This is a genomic window from Pseudomonas sp. VD-NE ins, assembly GCF_031882575.1.
GTDB lineage: Bacteria > Pseudomonadota > Gammaproteobacteria > Pseudomonadales > Pseudomonadaceae > Aquipseudomonas > Aquipseudomonas fluorescens_BZ.
The window spans coordinates 6,229,561-6,248,138 of sequence record NZ_CP134772.1; the positions used below are offsets into that span (position 1 = coordinate 6,229,561).

An 18,578-nucleotide genomic window follows, 5' to 3' on the forward strand; every position below is an offset into this window, starting at 1 on the left:
AAGCGGTCGGTTCCATGCCTGCCGCTTAGCGCAAGACCTGTTGAGAGTTACCGTGCAGTCATTGTCCTCAGTACCATCCAGCCTTCGCTTCACACCGGCCTTCGGCCTCGGCAATCCGCACCTGCAAACCTTGTGGGGGCCGCTGTGGCGCAAAACCGTGCATATCGAACGCGAGCGCGAGCGCCTGTGGCTTGAGGATGGCGACTTCCTCGATCTCGACTGGCACGGCCCGCACACAGCGGATGCACCACTGGTATTGGTGTTGCACGGCCTGACCGGTTCCTCCAACTCGCCTTATGTGGCCGGTATCCAGAAAGCGCTGGCCGAGCGAGGCTGGGCCAGCGTTGCGCTGAACTGGCGCGGCTGCTCGGGCGAGCCGAATCTGCTGCCGCGCAGCTACCACTCCGGCGCCAGCGAAGACCTCGCCGAAACCATCAGACACCTGCGCGCCAAACGACCATTGGCACCGTTGTATGCCGTCGGCTACTCCCTCGGCGGTAACGTGCTGCTCAAGCATCTCGGGGAAACCGGCAGTGCCAGCGGCGTGCTCGGCGCGGTGGCGGTGTCCGTGCCGTTTCGCCTCGATCAATGTGCCGACCGCATCGGCCAGGGATTTTCCAAGGTCTATCAGGCGCACTTCATGCGCGAGATGGTTGCGTACATCAAGAACAAGCAGCGGCAGTTTCAGCACGACGGGCGTGAAGACGGACTCGCCGCGCTGGCAGCCCTCGGTTCGCTGGAAAACATGCGTACGTTCTGGGATTTCGATGGCCGGGTGACCGCGCCGTTGCACGGTTTCAATGATGCCGAGGATTACTATCGTCGCGCCTCGAGCCGCTATTTCCTCGGCGAAATCCGCACGCCGACCCTGATCATTCAGGCGGCGGACGATCCGTTTGTGTTCCCGCACAGCTTGCCGCAGGCCAGTGAGCTGTCGGCCTCGACTGCCTTCGAACTGCAGGCACGCGGCGGACATGTCGGATTCGTCGACGGCTCGATTCGTCAGCCCGGTTATTACCTGGAACGACGCATCCCGCAGTGGCTGGCTCGCCTACCCGCATGAGCGATCAGGGCGAGTCGATCCGCTTCTGGCAAACCGCGCCGCTGGCCGGGGTCGAGCTGTTGTCGGCACGCTACATCGAGCATCGTTTCGCCCCGCATGTGCACGACGGATTCGTGATCGGCATGATCATGGCCGGCGCTCAGCGTTATCGCTATCGCGGCGCCGAACATCTGGCCGGCAGCGGCACACTGGTGTTGATCAATCCGGACGAACTGCACACCGGGCACAAAGGCACCGAGGATGGCTGGCTGTACCGGGCGTTTTATCCCGATACCGCGCAAATCGTTTCGCTGCTGGATGAGCTGGAGCTGTCCACCACCCACCTGCCGGCGTTCGGCGCCACGCTGTATCGCGATGCGGATCTGGTCAACGGCTTTGCCCAGTTGCACCGTTTGCTCGAAAGCCCGGCCACCGCGCTGCAACAGCAAACGCTGTGGCGCGAGATGATGTTGCTGCTGTTGCAGCGCCATGCGGCAGTGCCGGTGCCCGGACGAGCCGGCAAGGAACACCGCGCGGTGCTGTTGGGCAAAGAACTGCTGCACGCACAAGTGGCGGCGCCACCGTCACTGGAAGAACTGGCGGCGGCGGTCAATCTGTCGCCGTTCCATTTCGCCCGAGTATTCCGCCGCGCTACTGGTATGCCGCCGCACACCTGGCTGATCCAGCAACGCATCGCCCAGGCCCGTGCACTCCTGCAGCACGGCTGCTTGCCGGTGGAGGTTGCCACGCAACTAGGGTTTGCCGACCAGAGCCATTTGAGCCGGCAGTTCAAGCAGGCTTATGGCGTCGGACCCGCCGCGTACCGCAGCGCCCGACAATTTCCTTCAGACAACGAATAACCAAAGTGGGAGCGAGCCTGCTCGCGAAAGCGGTGTGTCAGTCCAAGAAATAGTGGCTGACAGGACGCATTCGCGAGCAGGCTCGCTCCCACAGGGTGGATTTGTGCGAATTATTCGCCGGTGGCGATACCGCGCGAAGGCTCGTTGATCCACTCGCTCCACGACCCGGCATACAACGATCCCAACGGATAACCCGCCAGACACAAGGCAAACAGGTTGTGACACGCCGTCACGCCGGAACCGCAATACGCCACCAGATCGGCTGGCGAACGCTCACCGAGCTTCGCGGCAAAACGCTGCTTGAGTTGATCCGCCGACAGGAATCGTCCATCACTGCCGAGGTTGTCGGTGAACGCCGCGCATTGCGCACCGGGAATATGCCCGGCAACCGGATCAATCGGCTCGACCTCGCCTTTGAAACGCGGCAAAGCCCGGGCATCGATCAACGTCAGCGCCGGTTGACCAAGCCGCTGTTGCAGTTGCTCGGCGCTGAGCAGGAGACTCATGTCCGGTTGACCACTGAAAGTACCGCGACTGACCGCCGGCGCATCCAGACTCAACGGCAACCCCGCCGCATGCCACGCCTTGAGCCCGCCATCGAGAATGAACACGCCATCGCGCTTGCCCAGCCACGCCAGCAACCACCACGCCCGCGCCGCGTAGGCACCGGGACCGTCGTCGTACAAAACCACGTCGCTGTCGTTGTTGATACCCCACGCCTGCAGACGCTCAATCAACGCCGCTGTCTCGGGCAACGGATGCCGACCGGTCACACCCTTGACCACGGTGCCGCTGAGGTCACGTTCAAGATCGGCGAAGCTCGCCCCGGCAATGTGCCCTTCGGCATAGCTGCGCTGACCGTAGTCCGGGTCTTCGAGGGCAAAACGACAATCGAGAATCACCAGCCCCGGCTGCGCCTTGCGGGCATCCAGTGCTTCGGGGCTGATCAGTTGCGCAATCGGCATAACGGGGCTCCTGAGGGATTTCAACAGAACAGTTTATTTCACGTCTTCGAGGGCCTGGGCCAGCGGCACGTAGAACTCCTCGAACAACGCATTGACCTCGTCTCGCGCCTGTTCGGTGACAAACCCGGCTTCCAGCACCAGCACCTGGTACACGCCACGTTTAATGGCTTGCTCACTGAGGTGGTTGGAGTTTTCGCGGGTGGTGCACAGGAAGCGCACCCACGACGTCAGGATGATCCAGGCATTGAGGGTCAGGGATTCGATCTGCACGCGATCCATATCAAGGATCCCGGCGGCAACAAAACCTTCGTAGATCGCCGCGCCCTGAATCACGCAGCGCTGGGAAAAGCGCCGATAACGGGCGGCCAACTCCGGATCGCTGTCGAGCAGATGCTCGAGATCGCGGTGCAGAAAGCGGTAGCGCCACATCGCCGAGAGCAATTCCTTGAGATAGAAACGCTTGTCCTCGACCGTCGCCGCGCGCCCCTGCGGCGGGCGCAGAAAGCTGTCCACAAGGCTTTCGTACTCACTGAACAACACGGCGATGATCGCCTGCTTGTTGGGGAAGTGGTAGTACAGGTTGCCCGGAGAAATCTCCATATGGGCGGCAATGTGATTGGTGCTGATGCTGCGCTCGCCCTGCTGATTGAACAGCTCAAGGCTGTTCAGCACGATACGCTCGCTGGTTTTTATTCGTGGGGCCATGGCTTGAGCTTTAATTCAGAGTGCGTTGGGGGGCATCTTACGACCTAACCGGAAATGGATAAAACAATGCTGTGCAAGGAAGTCATTTGACTTTCTAGAGCATAGACTCTAAAAAGTTCATCACTACAATAAATCCGGAGCAGACCATGACTGCCGACATTGCTTACCTGCAAACGCTGCAACAACCGCTGGCCGAGCTGGACCGGTTGTTCGAGGCGCAGCGGGCCGCGTATGCCGCCAATCCGATGCCACCCGCCGCCCAGCGCCAGCAATGGCTCAAGGCACTGAGTGATTTGCTGAGCAACGAGCGTCAGGCATTGATCGAGGCGATCAGCTCCGATTTCAGTCATCGCAGTGCCGATGAAACTCTGCTCGCCGAGCTGATGCCAAGCCTGCACGGCATTCATTACGCCAGCCGCCACCTCAAGAGCTGGATGAAGGCCTCGCGGCGCAAGGTTGGCATGGCGTTCCAGCCGGCGTCGGCGAAAGTGGTGTATCAACCTCTTGGCGTGGTCGGCGTCATCGTGCCGTGGAATTACCCGCTGTATCTGGCCGTCGGCCCACTGGTCGGCGCCTTGGCGGCGGGTAACCGGGTGATGCTCAAACTGAGCGAGTCGACCCCGGCCACCGGTTTGTTGATGAAACAGTTGCTGGCGCGGATCTTCCCCGAAGACCTGGTCTGCGTGGTGCTCGGCGAGGCTGACATCGGCGTGGCATTCTCCCGCCTGCGCTTCGATCACTTGCTGTTCACCGGCGCCACCAGCATCGGCAAACACGTGATGCGCGCCGCCGCCGAAAACCTGACGCCGGTGACCCTGGAACTGGGCGGCAAGTCGCCGGCCATCGTCTCCCGCGATGTGCCGCTCAAGGATGCTGCCGAACGCATCGCCTTCGGTAAAACCCTCAACGCCGGCCAGACCTGCGTTGCTCCGGATTACGTGCTGGTACCGGAAGACCGGGTCGGCGCTTTCGTCGAAGCCTATCGCCAGGCCGTGCAGGGTTTTTACCCGACACTCACCGACAATCCGGACTACACCGCGATCATCAACGAACGCCAATTGGCGCGGCTCAACGGCTACGTCAGCGACGCGACCAGCAAGGGCGCGCTGTTGATTCCGCTGTTCGAACAGGGCCAGGGCCGACGCATGCCGCACAGTGTGCTGCTGAATGTCAGCGACGAGATGACGGTGATGCAGGACGAAATCTTCGGCCCGCTGCTGCCGATCGTGCCGTATCAGGATCTGGAGCAGGCATTTGCTTACATCAATCAGCGGCCACGTCCTCTGGCTCTTTACTACTTTGGCTACGACAAACGCGAACAGAACCGGGTGCTGCACGAAACCCATTCGGGCGGCGTGTGCCTGAACGACACGTTGCTGCATGTGGCTCAGGACGATATGCCGTTTGGCGGTATCGGCGCTTCGGGCATGGGCCACTACCATGGTCACGAAGGCTTCCTGACCTTCAGCAAAGCCAAAGGCGTGCTGATCAAACAGCGGTTCAACGCAGCCAGACTGATTTACCCGCCCTACGGCAAATCGATTCAGAAGCTGATTCAGAAGCTGTTCATTCGCTAAACATTCGTCACCGCCGGGTAATAAAAATAATGCACCCAAGCCTGACCGAAACACCTGCACTGTCACGCCGTGGCCTGCTGAAATTCAGCCTCGGCGCCACCGCGTTCCTTGCCACGGCCGGGCTCGGTGCCAGCCTCAGCGGCTGCTCGTCGAGCGTCGCGGCCAACGGTTTCGTGGCGTTGCGCGACGGCGATCTGCTGTTTCTGCGCGCACTGATTCCGGTGATGCTCGACGGCGCCGTGGCAGCCGAGAAGATGCCGGGCGCTGTTGAAGGCACGCTCAAGTCGCTGGACTACAGCCTCGATCACCTGTCGCCGGAAATGTTCAAGCTCACCCGGCAACTGCTCGACGTCCTCGGCATGGCCGTGACGCGCGGTCCACTCACCGGGATCTGGGGCAGTTGGGAAAATGCCAGCCCCGAGGCCATGCGCCATTTCCTCGAGCGCTGGGAGAACAGCTCGTTAAGCCTGCTGCGCATGGGGCATAGCTCGTTGCAGCAGATGGTAATGATGGCCTGGTACACCCGCGCAGAATCGTGGGCGCATTGCGGTTATCCCGGCCCGCCTACCGTTTGAGATCGCCGTCGCGACCTTCGCGAGCAGGCTCGCTCCCACAGGGGCCAGTCGCCATACCTTGCATCCAAAATAATAAAGAGAACCTGATCGATGCCCGTACCCGACCCGTTCCGCGAAGGACTTGCCCGAGGCTGGAAAACCTACAACGGCGCACGACTGAGCGACGACCTCACCCTTGAAGCCGACGTGGCCATTATCGGCAGCGGCGCCGGTGGCGGCACCACCGCCGAAATCCTCAGCGCCGCCGGCTACAAAGTCCTGCTGATCGAAGAAGGCCCACTGAAAACCAGCTCCGATTTCAAAATGCTTGAAGACCAGGCCTACAGCAGCCTCTATCAGGAAGGCATCGGCCGCATGAGCAAGGACGGCGCGATCACCATCCTCCAGGGTCGCGCGGTCGGCGGCACCACGCTGATCAATTGGACATCAAGCTTTCGCACCCCGGAACCGACCCTCGAACACTGGGCCAAGGAACACAACGTCAAAGGCCATAGCCCCGCCGAGATGGCGCCGTGGTTCGAGAAAATGGAACAGCGACTCGGCGTCGCGCCGTGGATGGTGCCGCCCAACGCCAACAACGATGTGATCCGCAAAGGCTGCGAACAGCTCGGTTATAGCTGGCACGTGATCCCGCGTAACGTGCGCGGCTGCTGGAATCTCGGCTATTGCGGCATGGGCTGCCCGACCAACGCCAAGCAATCAATGATGGTCACGACCATTCCGGCGACGCTGGAAAAGGGCGGCGAACTGCTTTATCTGGCCCGTGCGGAGAAACTGCTGATCAGCGGCGACAAGGTCACCGGCCTGCAATGCGTGGCGATGGATGAGCGCTGCGTTGCACCGACCGGGCGCACAATCACCGTCAAAGCGCGGCATTACGTATTGGCTGGCGGAGGCATCAACAGCCCGGCGTTATTGCTGCGTTCGGACGCCCCGGATCCGCATGAAAACCTCGGAAAACGCACCTTCCTGCACCCGGTGAACATGTCAGCCGCGCGCTTCGACGAAGTCATCAACCCGTTCTACGGGGCGCCGCAGTCGATCTATTCCGACCATTTCCAGTGGAAGGACGGCACCACCGGGCCGATGGCCTTCAAACTTGAAGTACCACCGCTGCATCCGGCACTGGCGGCCACCCTGCTCGGCGGCTTTGGTGAGGAAAGTGCGCAACACATGGCTGACCTGCCGCACACCCACGCCATGCTGGCCTTGCTGCGTGACGGTTTTCACCCGGACAGCACGGGCGGTGCAGTCGAGTTGCGGGGCGATGGTTCGCCAGTACTCGACTATCAGGTTTCGCCATATGCATGGGAAGGCCTGCGCCGGGCCTTTCAGGTCATGGCCGAAATCCAGTTCGCCGGCGGCGCGAAATCGGTGATGCCGATGCACGCCGACGCCCGTTACGTGAAAACCCTGACCGAAGCACGCACGCTGATCGATGGTTTGAGCCTCGAGTTGTATCGCACGCGACTCGGCAGCGCTCACGTCATGGGCGGTTGCGCGATGGGCGAAGACCCGAAAAGCGCGGTCACCGACAGTCTCGGCCGGCATCATCAACTGGCTAATCTGTCGATCCACGACGGCTCGCTGTTCCCCACCAGCATCGGCGCCAACCCGCAGCTGTCGGTGTATGGCCTGACCGCGCAACTGGCGACATCCCTCGTCGATCGGCTGAGAAACCCGTGAAAAAACCGATTATTGCCATCGTCTATAGTGCTTTCTTACCCAACAGGCGACTTGGCCGACCGGGACGGCTGCGATACCATCCGATTCCCCAACGGACTCCCGCCAGGACGACGCGATGAACCGAGTGTTGTACCCAGGTACCTTCGACCCTATTACCAAGGGCCATGGCGATCTGGTCGAACGCGCCTCGCGCCTGTTCGACCACGTGATCATTGCGGTCGCCGCCAGCCCGAAGAAAAACCCGCTGTTCCCGCTGGAACAACGGGTCGAACTGGCTCGCGAGGTGACCAAACATCTGCCGAACGTGGAAGTGGTCGGTTTCTCGACGCTGCTCGCGCATTTCGCCAAAGAGCAGAATGCCAACGTGTTCCTGCGCGGACTGCGCGCGGTGTCGGACTTCGAGTACGAATTCCAGCTGGCCAACATGAACCGCCAGTTGGCCCCGGATGTGGAGAGTCTGTTTCTCACCCCGTCCGAACGTTATTCGTTCATTTCCTCGACGCTGGTGCGGGAAATTGCCGCGCTGGGCGGCGATATCAGCAAGTTCGTCCACCCGGCTGTGGCTGACGCGCTGACCCTGCGCTTCAAGAAGTAACGACCGTTCAAACGGCGCCCGCGTGCACTGCGGGCGCCAATGCGGCACAATTGCGCGCATTGATTTATTGCGCCCGGGCCCGCCGCCCCGGCTGGAGTTAGCATGTCCCTGATCATCACCGACGATTGCATCAACTGCGACGTTTGCGAACCCGAGTGCCCGAACGCCGCCATTTCCCAGGGCGAAGAGATCTACGTGATCGACCCGAACCTGTGCACCCAGTGCGTCGGCCACTACGACGAACCGCAATGCCAGCAGGTTTGCCCGGTGGATTGCATTCCGCTGGACGAGGCGCATCCGGAGACTGAAGAACAGTTGATGGAGAAGTACCGCAAGATTACCGGCAAGGCCTGATCCGCTGGATTTGTAGCGCTCTCTCGGGCCTCTTCGCGAGCAAGCTCGCTCCCACATTTGAAATGCATTCCAATGTGGGAGCGAGCCTGCTCGCGAAAGGGCCGTCAGCCACACAGCAAAATCCTGATCAGCTCACTCACGCTGCTCAAACCCCTCCCCCGTACACCCCAGACACCGCACAAACGCCGCTTTCGCCGGTTCAACCACCAGCGCCTGTCCCGCATCGCCGATCCCGCCACCCAGCGCGGTAAACGGCAACGACACGACAAATGCCCCCGCACCGATCACCGTCGCCACCACCAATAAAGGTCGGGCAATCAGCAAATCGCCAAGCATGGCGTAGGCCGGTGGATTCTGGATGGTGTAGCGTGGATCACCGCTGCCGTTTTCCGTGGCTTGAACAGCCAGACTGGAACACAGCAGCAGCGCAACAACGAGGACTTGCAAGAACTTCATGGCACGATCCTTCGGGCTGAACAGTGAGACAACTCACTATAGACCGTAGGACTTTTTCAGCTTTTTGCCTCAGGTCTGGCAGCGCGGGCAGAACACACTGGCCCGCTGGCCCAGCTTCACTTCACGCAAGCCTGTGCCACAGACCTTGCAGTGTTCACCACCACGGCCATAGACAAACAGTTCCTGCTGGAAATACCCCGGCTGGCCGTCACCGCCAATGAAATCACGCAACGTCGTACCGCCACGCTCAATGGCGGCGGCCAGAATGCGTTTGATCTCGATCGCCAGTTTCAGGTATCGCCCCCGGGAAATCCCACCGGCCTCGCGGCGCGGGTCGATCCCGGCAGCAAACAGCGCTTCGGTCGCATAGATATTGCCGACGCCCACGACCACAGCGTTGTCCATGATGAACGGTTTTACCGCCATCGAACGCCCGCGCGACAGCTGAAACAAGCGCTCGCCATCGAACAGATCAGTCAGCGGCTCCGGGCCGAGGCGAATCAGCAATTCATGGTTGAGCGGATCGTTGCTCCACAACATCGCGCCGAACCGGCGCGGATCGGTGTAGCGCAGCGCCAGCCCAGACTCCAGCTCGATGTCGACGTGTTCATGTTTGAGCGCCGGCAACCCGGCCTCGACCAGACGCAAATTGCCCGACATGCCCAAATGGCTGATCAACGTACCGACCTCGGCGTTGATCAGCAGATACTTGGCGCGGCGCTCGACCAGCACGATGCGCTGCCCCGACAGGCGCACATCGAGGTCTTCGGGAATCGGCCAGCGCAATCGCCGGTCACGCACGATCACCCGACTGACACGCTGGCCTTCCAGGTGCGGGGCAATCCCGCGACGGGTGGTTTCGACTTCCGGCAGTTCAGGCATGGTGTCCTCGAATCAATGCGCGCCGAGGTCGCGGATCGTTTGTTTGAGGGTTTCGAAGTCGTAATCCGACAGCCCTACATAGTCGAGTACCAGCGGCCCGACAGCGTTCCATTCGAAATCTTCGGTCTGGTTGCCCAGCACGCGATACGAAGCGCAAATGTGTTCGGCCATTTTCAGGATCGCCAGCAGGTTTTTCATCTGGCTGTTGCGCGAAGACTCATCGCTGAAAATTGCCAGGGCGTTGTGGTGATTGGCGATGGCTGCGCTGACATGCTCCGGCAGGCGCCAGGACTTGGCGGTGTAGTAACCGACCACGGCGTGGTTGGTGTTGAACTCGCTGTTTTCGGTATCGACGACCCGACATTCGGCGCCGGCATTGGCGTAGGCCTTTTCCAGCACCGACATATAGTTGGGGAAGCGCTGCAGCATCAGTGGCACGCCGCAATCGTGGAACAGACCCAAGGCGTAAGCCTCGTCGCCGGCTTGAGTACCGATACGCTTGGCCAGCGTCAGGCAGGTCATCGCCACGTCCTGGGCGGTATCCCAGAAACGGTTGAGGGTGACGATGGTGTCATCGTTCATCTCGCCCTTGATCGACTGCGCGTTGATCAGATTGATGATCGAACGGCTGCCGAGCAGGTTCACCGCACGCTGAATCGAGGTGATCTTGTTGCTCAGGCCGTAATACGGCGAGTTGACAATTTTCAGCAGCGAGCCAGACAAGCCTGGATCCTGGGCGATCAGTTTGGCGATCACCTCCAGGTCGGGGTCGGGCATGTACTGCTCCATTTGCAGATCCACCATGATCTGCGGTTGCGCAGGCACACTGATGCCTTGCAGCGATTGTTGAATCTGTTCGGTGGTCAGCTCTTGGGACATAAGTACACACTCTGGGACAGGCGGCGATTCTAACCTCTAAAAACCGCGAGACGACACACCAGTGGGCAATTGTCAGGAACTTTCATTCAGGCCACGGCTTCGGAATCTGTAATGCCCAACGGATCACTCCGATCCCTTGCGGCGGCAAACTCCCACAGACTCAGGAGCTTATCGATGGCCACTTCCCTCAACGGCAAACGCGTCGCCTTTTTGGTAACAGACGGTTTCGAGCAGGTCGAACTGACCGGTCCCAAGCAGGCGCTGGAGCAGGCCGGCGCCCAGGTCGACATCCTTTCCGCCGAGGCCGGCAAGGTCAAAGGCTGGAACCACGACAAACCGGCGGATGACTTCGAGGTTGACCAGACCTTCCAGAGCGCCAGCAGCGAGCAGTACGACGCGATCGTCCTGCCGGGCGGCGTGCAGAACTCCGACACCATCCGCATCGATCAGGATGCCCAGCACCTGGTCAAGACCGGCGCCTCGGCCGGCAAACCGATTGCGGTGATCTGCCATGGCGGCTGGCTGCTGATCTCGGCGGGGCTGGTCAACGGCAAGACCATGACCAGTTACAAGACACTCAAGGATGACCTGGTCAATGCCGGGGCCAACTGGGTCGATAAAGAAGTGGTCAAGGACGGTCACCTGATCAGCAGCCGTCAGCCGGATGATATTCCAGCGTTCAACAAAGAGCTGATCGACGCACTGTCTGCATAGAAGTCAAAACCGCCTTCGCTGGCAAGTCGAATCGTCGCTCCCACAGTTGATTTGGCATCGACACAAATCCCCTGTGGGAGCGACGGTGCGACGATTCGACTTGCTCGCGAAAGGGCCATCAGCGTTTCATCGCACGCCAAACCCGGCACATGTCGCAACACGTTATACTCCCGCTCTTTTTTCCGGAGCGACGTCATGTCCCTGCCTAGCCTGCGCCTCAAAGCCAACGCCGACCGTCGCCTGCGCAACGGCCACTTGTGGGTCTACAGCAACGAAATCGATGTAGCCGCCACCCCGCTGCACGGCTTCAATGCCGGCGACCAGGCCATCCTCGAAGCCGCCGGCGGCAAGCCGCTGGGCATCGTGGCGATGAGCCCGAACAACCTGATCTGCGCCCGCCTGCTGTCGCGCGACATTAAAGTTGCGCTGGACAAATCGCTGCTGGTGCACCGTCTGAACGTGGCCCTGTCGCTGCGCGAGCGCCTGTTCGACAAACCGTTCTACCGTCTGGTCTACGGTGATTCCGACCTGTTGCCAGGCCTGGTCGTTGACCGTTTCGGTGACATCCTTGTGGTCCAGATCGCCTCGGCGACCATGGAAGCACATAAAGATGACGTGATCGCAGCCCTGACCCAAGTGCTCAAGCCAAGCGGCATTCTGTTCAAGAACGACTCTGCCGCCCGTGACGCCGAAGGCCTCAACCGCTACGTCGAAACCGTGTTCGGCCTGGTGCCGGAGTGGGTGGCGCTGGAAGAGAACGGCGTGAAGTTCGAAGCCCCGGTCATTCAGGGTCAGAAAACCGGCTGGTTCTACGACCACCGCATGAACCGCGCACGCCTGGCGCCGTACGCCAAAGGCAAACGCGTCCTCGACCTCTATAGCTACATCGGCGGATGGGGCGTGCAGGCTGCGGCGTTTGGCGCCAGCGAAGTGTTCTGCGTCGACGCCTCGGCTTTCGCCCTCGACGGTGTTGAGCGAAACGCTGCACTGAACGGTTTCGCCGATAAGATGACCTGCATCGAAGGCGACGTTTTCGAAGCCCTGAAAGAACTGAAAGCCAGCGAAGAACGCTTCGACGTGATCGTTGCCGATCCGCCAGCGTTCATCAAACGCAAGAAAGACATGAAAAACGGCGAAGGCGCCTACCGCCGCCTGAACGAGCAAGCCATGCGCCTGCTCAACAAGGACGGCATCCTGGTCAGCGCATCCTGCTCGATGCACCTACCGGAAGATGATCTGCAGAACATCCTGCTGACCAGCGCCCGTCACCTGGATCGCAATATCCAGTTGCTCGAGCGTGGCGGTCAGGGCCCGGATCACCCGGTGCACCCTGCCATCGCCGAAACGCGCTACATCAAGAGCATTACCTGCCGCCTGCTGCCCAACAGCTGATTTCTTGCGGATAACGGGGAGCCAGCAGGCTCCCCGTTTTGGTTTCAGGCATAGCCCTTCCCTTCGCAATTCCCTTGGACTTCCTACAATTATTTTCCCGCAGACATGCAGGACATTTCCTTACGCCTTTTAATTATTGAAAGTTTCCCTACAAGTTCATCTCCAGCTAAAGACTACTCCGACAAAATTACTGGAAATTTCCTACTTAATATCCCCTTGCCAATAATCCATTACAAACTATTATGAAGTTGTCACCACAAGGTGACTTCAACTATCAATGAACAAGGAGTTCACATCATGAAAAGTATTTCTCTGGAAAGTAAAAAAATTGCAAATCTGGCTTTTCTGGTTGCCCCTAAAGCCCGTTAAGTAAGTCTGGACGCCGGGGAGTGCCGGCAACCCGGTGTCCTTTTGACTTTACCCAGAGTGAATACCCCCACATGCACATCAATCCTTACCTGTTTATATTGCCACGCCCACCGGGACAAGTAGTATGGAACTATAAAAACCATACTCAGCACGAACTTGATCTCAACTATACCTCTCGCCTTGCGCAACTAATCAACAACCCTGAACTGTTCGACACTCACAACATAATAGACACACAATTACTAAGTGCGGACATTCTAACCGTTTCAAAAATAGACAACCCGCAATGGGGCTGGGACGAACTGTCGAAGATTTACCACATCGGTACGCAAAACATTCCCTGCGAACATGCCCCACAGAATATTCACGAGTGGTCGAGACTCTATCTCGCGCACTGCAATGAAGTATTGGCCTCGCCGGCCCCCGCAACCAACCGCCCGACGCTTGAATCCGGACAGCGGATTGCTCTGCCGGCGCCACGCGTATTGAGTGATGACAGCCTGGGAAATGTGCTGCTCCAGCGCAAAACCTGCCGCTCCTATACGGGTGCAACGATAGCGTTGATTGACGTCGGAACCCTGCTTTACCTTTCCCTCGGTTATTTGCGCGAACGAGACAATGATCGCGACGACAGCATTGCCCAAGGGCTCAGCGCACGGCGCAGCAGTCCTTCCGCGGGAGGCCTGAACGCCTGCGAAGGCTTCCTGCTGGTCCAGAATGTCGAGGACCTGGAGCCGGGCATCTATGCCTACCACCCGGCCGACCACACCCTGAGCCGGATCAATCCATTGCCTGAATCAGCGCTGGGCCAATTGCTCGGCGGTCAGCATTTCATTAACAACCTGCCGTTGGGGTTGTTCATCACCGCCCGTTTTGACCAGCTCTGGTGGAAGTACGAACACTCGCGGGCCTATCGCATGGCCTTCGTTGAAGCGGGGCACTTGTCGCAAACCTTTCAACTGGTCGCCACGGCGCTGGGCCTCAACACCTGGTTGACCGGCGCGTTTGCCGACCAGCAGGTCGAAAGACTCCTCAATATCGAGGGCAGTGCTGAACAACCGCTGTTCTTTGTTGGCTGCGGGCAAAGCGACGGACAAGTGATGTGCCGCGAAATGCGCGATCTGTTGCGCGAGGGGCAAGCATGACCCTGCCAATTGCCGAGCCGGATGAAGCGCCGGTGTCCTGGGCGCTGAAATTCACCCTGGGAGACTGGGAAACACGCGCCTCGGTGCGCAGCAGCACCCATGATTATCAATTGCCCGACGATGTACCGCTGCAACTGCAAACCCGCCACTGGTTTCCACCGGCGTTTCTGCCCTATCTGGCACATCCTGCCATCCAGGCGGCGGGGCGTGACGTGATGCACCGATTGACAGCCAACCACCTGGTGCACTTTCTCGACTACACCACTCTGCTCGAACACCGCATCGTCAATCGTGCCGTGGAAGTCATCGTGCACCGGGAACTGCCCATTTATGTGCCTCTGCCGATGAAACACGCGGCGCTGCAGCTCTACACCGACGAGGGTTATCACGCGCTGTTCTCCAATCGCCTCGCTGAACAGATCGCCGCATTCTACGGGTTCACCGGACGCCCGGTGGTTCCGAAGCGCATTACCCGCCTCAATGCACTGATCGCCCGCACCCCGGAAAAAAACCGCGCACTGGCATGGTTTCTGCTCGGCTTCGTCTCGGAAACCATCATTGCCCGGGAGCTGCTGGACGTCTGCCGCGACATCCTTGTTTCCAGCGTGAACGACATGCTGCGCGACCATCTGACTGACGAAGCCCGCCACAGTCGCTACTTCAGCGAGGTCTTCCATTATCTCTGGCTGTCGATGAACAGCCGCCAGCGTGCGTTTGCGAGCAGGACACTGCTGGAGATCATCGGCATTTTTTTCGAGGCCGACGAAGTCTGGCTGCAACAGAGCCTGCGAGGAGCCGGCATCGCCGACAGCGACGTGATGAACATCGTCGGCGGCATGGCAACGGTGCAGGCCAATCGTGCGCGTGCACGATCAGGCGCCATCGCGACACTGGATGCACTGCGCAAGGCCGGTTTTTTCGCTCTTCCCCACAACCAGAAACTTTTCGCCAAGGCAGGACTGATCGATGGATAAAGGAAAATCCGTGGTAACCACAGGGCAGCGCCGCGCCGCTGTCAGCCTGTTGCTGGCGATGGTGTTGCTTGGCGTGTTTCCACTGGATGTTCTGCTTCCTTCCTTTCCAGCATTGGCGACGCACTTTCGCAGCACCCAGGCGGATATCGCGCTGTCCATCAGCCTGTTCGCCGTGGGGATCGCATTTGCCCAGGTCTTGATCGGTCCGCTCTCGGACGTGATCGGGCGCAAGGGCCTGTTACTCGCCGGCATGAGTGCCTCGATGCTTGGCGCGCTCGGTTGCGTGATGACCTCCGATTACACGCTGTTCCTGGTATTCCGGGTGATGCAGGCCTTGGGCTGTGGATGTTTCGTGCTGTCCCAGGCGCTGGTGCAGGATCTGTTCGAAGGCGAGGAGCGCGACCGTTTGCGTATCCTGATGGTCACGGCTACGGGCATTTTCATCTCGGTGTCGCCGCTGGCCGGCACCTTTCTCCAGGCCACACTCGGCTGGCGCGGCAGCTTCTGGGTGTTTACCGCACTGTCCGCCACGGTGCTGATCAAGGCCTGGCTGTTTTTACCAAACAGTCGTCCGGCCTACAGCGGCACACGGCTCGGATTCATTCAGTCCTACCGTCGCGTGCTGGGGGACTTCGAATTTGTCGGCTACTGGCTGATTTCAGCGTTCGCTTTCGCCTGCCACTTCTCGTTCATCGTGATTTCGCCGCTGATCTTCATGGACCAACTGCAACTCGCGCCTTATGACTTTTCGCTGATCCTGCTGGTTTACGGCGCGGCCTATGTCGTCGGTGGGATCCTCGCTGCCGTGCTGAATCGACGCATCACGCCAGTTCAGCAGATTTTCACCGGGCTCAGCCTGATCCTGCTGTCGGGGCTGGCGATGCTGTATCTGGCAGCCGATCATGCGTTGGCTCCGGCAACCGTATTGATCCCGATGCTGATCTGCACCGCAGGTACCACCATTGCCCGCCCCGCCGCCACTTCCCGGGCCATGGGCCTGTTTCCTGAGAATGCCGGTACTTCGGCATCGGCGGGCAGCACGATCATCTTTATCTGTGGTGGGCTTATCAGCGCGTTGATCAGCCTCAGCCCGGCCAATCTGCAATCGACACTGGGCTACAGCTTTGTGCTGCTGAGCACGACAGCGCTGGTGCTGAACAACAGGCTCAGCCGCCGCGCAAGAAACGTTGAAGCCAACGTCGTTGCGCAGACCGGCGGTGATTAAACCCGCCGGTCGTCATTCCATACACGCCGTCTGCACTGGAACAACGCTTTGCGCCATTCCCTCCAGACGCCAGCGGTGTAGAATCGGCTGATTCATCGCCATTCATCCCCCGGCGGGTTTATGAGCTCAGGCTGAGACCAGCGGCGATCCCGCAACGTCATCGGCAACTTCACGGACACACGGCCATTTCTGAGTGTTCCAGACGTCAATAGAAGCTCACTCCCCTTTTGCACCTGATTAGTAAGTGATTAGCCGCCCGGAGTGTTCCATGCCAGATTACCGTTCGAAAACATCCACCCACGGCCGCAACATGGCCGGCGCCCGCGCACTGTGGCGCGCCACCGGCATGAAAGATGACGACTTCAAAAAGCCGATCATCGCCATTGCCAACTCGTTCACCCAGTTCGTACCGGGCCACGTGCACCTGAAGGATCTGGGCCAACTGGTCGCCCGTGAAATCGAACGCGCCGGCGGTGTAGCGAAAGAATTCAACACCATTGCCGTGGATGACGGCATCGCCATGGGCCACGACGGCATGCTGTATTCGCTGCCGAGCCGCGAGATCATCGCCGACTCCGTTGAGTACATGGTCAATGCCCACTGTGCCGACGCCATCGTCTGCATCTCCAACTGCGACAAGATCACCCCGGGCATGCTGATGGCTGCCTTGCGCCTGAACATTCCGGTGATCTTCGTTTCCGGCGGTCCGATGGAAGCCGGCAAGACCAAACTCGCGTCCCACGGCCTCGACCTCGTCGACGCCATGGTAATTGCCGCCGACTCCAGCGCTTCTGACGAGAAAGTCGCTGAGTACGAGCGCAGCGCCTGCCCGACCTGCGGTTCGTGCTCCGGCATGTTTACCGCCAACTCGATGAACTGCCTGACCGAAGCACTGGGCCTGGCATTGCCGGGCAACGGTTCGACACTCGCCACCCACAGTGATCGCGAACAGCTGTTCCTGCAGGCTGGCCGCACCATCGTCGAGCTGTGCAAGCGCTACTACGGCGAGAACGACGAATCGGTGCTGCCACGCAACATCGCCAACTTCAAGGCGTTCGAGAACGCGATGATGCTAGACATCGCCATGGGCGGTTCGACCAACACCATCCTGCACTTGCTCGCTGCCGCCCAAGAGGCGGAGATCGATTTCGACCTGCGCGACATCGACCGCCTCTCGCGCAGCGTTCCACAGCTGTGCAAAGTGGCGCCGAACATTCAGAAGTACCACATGGAAGACGTGCACCGCGCCGGCGGCATCTTCAGCATCCTCGGCTCACTGGCCCGTGGCGGTCTGCTGCACACCGACCTGCCGACCGTGCACAGCCGCAGCATGGAAGAAGCCATCGCCAAGTGGGATATCACCCAGACCACCGATGAAGCCGTGCATCATTTCTTCAAGGCAGGCCCTGCCGGTATTCCAACGCAGACGGCGTTCAGCCAGTCGACCCGTTGGGAAACCCTGGATGACGACCGTGAAAACGGCTGCATCCGCAGTTTCGAACACGCCTATTCGCAAGAAGGTGGCCTGGCCGTTCTGTACGGCAACATCGCGCTCGATGGCTGCGTGGTGAAAACCGCCGGTGTCGACGAATCGATCCACGTCTTCGAAGGCAACGCGAAGATCTTTGAAAGCCAGGACAGCGCCGTACGCGGCATCCTCGCCGACGAAGTGAAGGCTGGTGACATCGTCATCATTCGCTACGAAGGTCCGAAAGGCGGCCCGGGCATGCAGGAAATGCTCTACCCGACTTCGTACCTGAAATCCAAAGGCCTGGGCAAAGCCTGCGCGCTGCTCACCGACGGTCGTTTCTCCGGCGGTACTTCCGGTCTGTCCATCGGTCACGCTTCGCCAGAAGCTGCCGCCGGCGGTGCGATCGGTCTGGTGCAGGATGGCGACAAAGTGCTGATCGACATCCCGAACCGCTCGATCAACCTGTTGGTCAGCGACGAGGAACTGGCGGCACGCCGCGCCGAGCAAGACAAGAAAGGCTGGAAACCGGTGGAGATTCGTCCGCGCAAGGTGACCACCGCCCTCAAGGCTTACGCTCTGCTGGCGACCAGTGCCGATAAAGGTGCGGTGCGTAACAAAGCGATGCTCGACGGGCTGTAAGCGTCAAATCGCCGAAACAAAATGCCTCGCCAAGTGCGGGGCTGATCGTTCCCACGCTCTGCGTGGGAATGTC

Annotated in this window: 18 protein-coding genes; 13 read left to right on the forward strand and 5 right to left on the reverse strand. The window is 60.0% G+C overall.

Annotation, left to right across the window (positions count from 1 at the left end; all coding sequences use genetic code 11):
* Positions 1–61: 61 nt before the first annotated feature.
* Together RMV17_RS27865 and RMV17_RS27870 are read left to right on the forward strand one after the other, a co-directional pair.
* Positions 62–1,063, forward strand: coding sequence for a hydrolase (locus RMV17_RS27865; protein ID WP_311884053.1), 1,002 nt, complete (start codon positions 62–64; stop codon positions 1,061–1,063).
* Complete coding sequence (locus RMV17_RS27870; protein WP_311887093.1) at positions 1,060–1,902, forward strand: AraC family transcriptional regulator; 843 nt, start codon at positions 1,060–1,062, stop codon at positions 1,900–1,902. The genes RMV17_RS27865 and RMV17_RS27870 overlap by 4 nt, the downstream gene beginning before the upstream one ends.
* A gap of 110 nt (positions 1,903–2,012) precedes the next feature.
* On the opposite strand, the gene RMV17_RS27875 is transcribed toward RMV17_RS27870, so the two are convergent.
* Together RMV17_RS27875 and RMV17_RS27880 are read right to left on the reverse strand one after the other, a co-directional pair.
* The gene (locus tag RMV17_RS27875; RefSeq protein ID WP_311884055.1) at positions 2,013–2,867 is read right to left on the reverse strand and encodes a sulfurtransferase; all 855 of its coding nucleotides are present in this window, start codon (positions 2,865–2,867) and stop codon (positions 2,013–2,015) included.
* A gap of 33 nt (positions 2,868–2,900) precedes the next feature.
* On the reverse strand, positions 2,901–3,572 hold the full coding sequence (locus RMV17_RS27880) for a TetR/AcrR family transcriptional regulator (RefSeq protein ID WP_007913599.1): 672 nt from the start codon (positions 3,570–3,572) through the stop codon (positions 2,901–2,903).
* Positions 3,573–3,718: 146 nt separating this feature from the next.
* Between RMV17_RS27880 and RMV17_RS27885 the strand changes: the two genes are divergently transcribed.
* From RMV17_RS27885 to RMV17_RS27905, 5 genes are all read left to right on the forward strand, one after another.
* Positions 3,719–5,149 carry a coniferyl aldehyde dehydrogenase gene (locus tag RMV17_RS27885; protein ID WP_311884059.1) on the forward strand — a complete coding sequence of 477 codons (1,431 nt, stop codon included), beginning with the start codon at positions 3,719–3,721 and terminating at the stop codon, positions 5,147–5,149.
* A 29-nt stretch (positions 5,150–5,178) separates the two neighbouring features.
* Positions 5,179–5,724 (forward strand): twin-arginine translocation pathway signal protein, encoded by a 546-nt coding sequence (locus RMV17_RS27890; protein WP_311884061.1) that lies wholly within the window; start codon positions 5,179–5,181, stop codon positions 5,722–5,724.
* A gap of 90 nt (positions 5,725–5,814) precedes the next feature.
* Positions 5,815–7,410 carry a GMC family oxidoreductase gene (locus RMV17_RS27895; RefSeq protein WP_311884063.1) on the forward strand — a complete coding sequence of 532 codons (1,596 nt, stop codon included), beginning with the start codon at positions 5,815–5,817 and terminating at the stop codon, positions 7,408–7,410.
* 115 nt (positions 7,411–7,525) lie between these two features.
* Entirely contained in the window at positions 7,526–8,005 is a 480-nt protein-coding gene (gene coaD / locus RMV17_RS27900; protein ID WP_003229157.1) for a pantetheine-phosphate adenylyltransferase, read from the forward strand.
* A gap of 102 nt (positions 8,006–8,107) precedes the next feature.
* Positions 8,108–8,359 carry a YfhL family 4Fe-4S dicluster ferredoxin gene (locus RMV17_RS27905; protein WP_003195146.1) on the forward strand — a complete coding sequence of 84 codons (252 nt, stop codon included), beginning with the start codon at positions 8,108–8,110 and terminating at the stop codon, positions 8,357–8,359.
* A gap of 132 nt (positions 8,360–8,491) precedes the next feature.
* On the opposite strand, the gene RMV17_RS27910 is transcribed toward RMV17_RS27905, so the two are convergent.
* From RMV17_RS27910 to RMV17_RS27920, 3 genes are all read right to left on the reverse strand, one after another.
* On the reverse strand, positions 8,492–8,815 hold the full coding sequence (locus RMV17_RS27910; RefSeq protein WP_034153681.1) for a hypothetical protein: 324 nt from the start codon (positions 8,813–8,815) through the stop codon (positions 8,492–8,494).
* 69 nt (positions 8,816–8,884) lie between these two features.
* A complete protein-coding gene (gene mutM / locus RMV17_RS27915) occupies positions 8,885–9,697 on the reverse strand; it encodes a bifunctional DNA-formamidopyrimidine glycosylase/DNA-(apurinic or apyrimidinic site) lyase (RefSeq protein WP_095125836.1) in 813 nt (270 codons plus the stop codon).
* 12 nt (positions 9,698–9,709) lie between these two features.
* Complete coding sequence (locus RMV17_RS27920; RefSeq protein WP_178087370.1) at positions 9,710–10,522, reverse strand: HDOD domain-containing protein; 813 nt, start codon at positions 10,520–10,522, stop codon at positions 9,710–9,712.
* Positions 10,523–10,750: 228 nt separating this feature from the next.
* Here RMV17_RS27920 and RMV17_RS27925 point away from each other — a divergent pair, with 228 nt between their 5' ends.
* From RMV17_RS27925 to ilvD, 6 genes are all read left to right on the forward strand, one after another.
* Entirely contained in the window at positions 10,751–11,290 is a 540-nt protein-coding gene (locus RMV17_RS27925; RefSeq protein ID WP_311884068.1) for a type 1 glutamine amidotransferase domain-containing protein, read from the forward strand.
* A 195-nt stretch (positions 11,291–11,485) separates the two neighbouring features.
* A complete protein-coding gene (locus RMV17_RS27930) occupies positions 11,486–12,682 on the forward strand; it encodes a class I SAM-dependent rRNA methyltransferase (protein WP_034153685.1) in 1,197 nt (398 codons plus the stop codon).
* Between the two features lie 440 nt (positions 12,683–13,122).
* Positions 13,123–14,196, forward strand: coding sequence for a SagB family peptide dehydrogenase (locus RMV17_RS27935; protein ID WP_311884070.1), 1,074 nt, complete (start codon positions 13,123–13,125; stop codon positions 14,194–14,196).
* Positions 14,193–15,170 (forward strand): diiron oxygenase, encoded by a 978-nt coding sequence (locus tag RMV17_RS27940; protein WP_311884072.1) that lies wholly within the window; start codon positions 14,193–14,195, stop codon positions 15,168–15,170. The genes RMV17_RS27935 and RMV17_RS27940 overlap by 4 nt, the downstream gene beginning before the upstream one ends.
* Entirely contained in the window at positions 15,163–16,395 is a 1,233-nt protein-coding gene (locus tag RMV17_RS27945; protein WP_311884074.1) for an MFS transporter, read from the forward strand. The genes RMV17_RS27940 and RMV17_RS27945 overlap by 8 nt, the downstream gene beginning before the upstream one ends.
* Before the next feature lie 268 nt (positions 16,396–16,663).
* Positions 16,664–18,505 (forward strand): dihydroxy-acid dehydratase, encoded by a 1,842-nt coding sequence (gene ilvD, locus RMV17_RS27950; RefSeq protein WP_311884076.1) that lies wholly within the window; start codon positions 16,664–16,666, stop codon positions 18,503–18,505.
* Positions 18,506–18,578 lie beyond the last annotated feature (73 nt).

What these genes read in the sequence shown, in the direction of transcription:
- RMV17_RS27870 (WP_311887093.1), top strand. Translation starts at nt 1,060, where the DNA reads ATGAGCGATCAGGGCGAGTCGATCCGCTTCTGGCAAACCGCGCCGCTG.
- RMV17_RS27875 (WP_311884055.1), bottom strand. Translation starts at nt 2,867, where the DNA reads ATGCCGATTGCGCAACTGATCAGCCCCGAAGCACTGGATGCCCGCAAG.
- RMV17_RS27880 (WP_007913599.1), bottom strand. Translation starts at nt 3,572, where the DNA reads ATGGCCCCACGAATAAAAACCAGCGAGCGTATCGTGCTGAACAGCCTT.
- RMV17_RS27885 (WP_311884059.1), top strand. Translation starts at nt 3,719, where the DNA reads ATGACTGCCGACATTGCTTACCTGCAAACGCTGCAACAACCGCTGGCC.
- RMV17_RS27890 (WP_311884061.1), top strand. Translation starts at nt 5,179, where the DNA reads ATGCACCCAAGCCTGACCGAAACACCTGCACTGTCACGCCGTGGCCTG.
- RMV17_RS27895 (WP_311884063.1), top strand. Translation starts at nt 5,815, where the DNA reads ATGCCCGTACCCGACCCGTTCCGCGAAGGACTTGCCCGAGGCTGGAAA.
- coaD (WP_003229157.1), top strand. Translation starts at nt 7,526, where the DNA reads ATGAACCGAGTGTTGTACCCAGGTACCTTCGACCCTATTACCAAGGGC.
- RMV17_RS27905 (WP_003195146.1), top strand. Translation starts at nt 8,108, where the DNA reads ATGTCCCTGATCATCACCGACGATTGCATCAACTGCGACGTTTGCGAA.
- RMV17_RS27910 (WP_034153681.1), bottom strand. Translation starts at nt 8,815, where the DNA reads ATGAAGTTCTTGCAAGTCCTCGTTGTTGCGCTGCTGCTGTGTTCCAGT.
- mutM (WP_095125836.1), bottom strand. Translation starts at nt 9,697, where the DNA reads ATGCCTGAACTGCCGGAAGTCGAAACCACCCGTCGCGGGATTGCCCCG.
- RMV17_RS27925 (WP_311884068.1), top strand. Translation starts at nt 10,751, where the DNA reads ATGGCCACTTCCCTCAACGGCAAACGCGTCGCCTTTTTGGTAACAGAC.
- RMV17_RS27930 (WP_034153685.1), top strand. Translation starts at nt 11,486, where the DNA reads ATGTCCCTGCCTAGCCTGCGCCTCAAAGCCAACGCCGACCGTCGCCTG.
- RMV17_RS27935 (WP_311884070.1), top strand. Translation starts at nt 13,123, where the DNA reads ATGCACATCAATCCTTACCTGTTTATATTGCCACGCCCACCGGGACAA.
- RMV17_RS27940 (WP_311884072.1), top strand. Translation starts at nt 14,193, where the DNA reads ATGACCCTGCCAATTGCCGAGCCGGATGAAGCGCCGGTGTCCTGGGCG.
- RMV17_RS27945 (WP_311884074.1), top strand. Translation starts at nt 15,163, where the DNA reads ATGGATAAAGGAAAATCCGTGGTAACCACAGGGCAGCGCCGCGCCGCT.
- ilvD (WP_311884076.1), top strand. Translation starts at nt 16,664, where the DNA reads ATGCCAGATTACCGTTCGAAAACATCCACCCACGGCCGCAACATGGCC.